Genomic DNA, 483 nt, shown 5'->3' with positions numbered 1-483 from the left:
AATCTACGTATCCTGACGAACCGAATGGATCTTTCAGCAGAGGACATCGGAAAGATGTATCAATCAAGATGGCAGATCGAGTTGTTTTTTAAGCACATCAAACAACATTTGACCATTAAAACGTACTATTCACAGTCTGAACAAGGCGTGGAGAATCAAGTGATTCTTGCGATGATTGTCTACTTACTGACGTTACTGATGAAACTGGAATTACGCTTGAAATCAAGCCTCTTCACTGTTTTGAGACAAATCAGAGCGTTACAGTATGAACCGTTTGCGTATTTCAAAGAATCGTTCGCCCCTGGTTAAGTGAAAGAGAATACAAATGGACTAATCCACAACTGAATAACCCTAAAAATTTCTGGAAAAAGTCATCCCTTGCGCCAGCACTTGACTTTTTTGGAAATTTTAACGAAAACCATTTGTGACGAAAGTAACAATCTATGGAAATCATTTATTCTAAGTTTTATGCAACACTAGTGA

The 483-nt window shown here is 37.7% G+C and carries 1 protein-coding gene; it reads left to right on the top strand.

All coding sequences use genetic code 11. The features are described 5' to 3' along the window. Window positions 1-309: transposase (locus ACYQ4S_RS12280; protein WP_459771453.1), on the top strand; the 309-nt coding region annotated here is incomplete at its 5' end. Window positions 310-483 lie beyond the last annotated feature (174 nt).

This window comes from Alkalibacterium sp. s-m-28, assembly GCF_054658175.1.
Note: the sequence above shows the minus strand (reverse complement) of the source record. Positions and strands in the feature narration are given on the sequence as shown.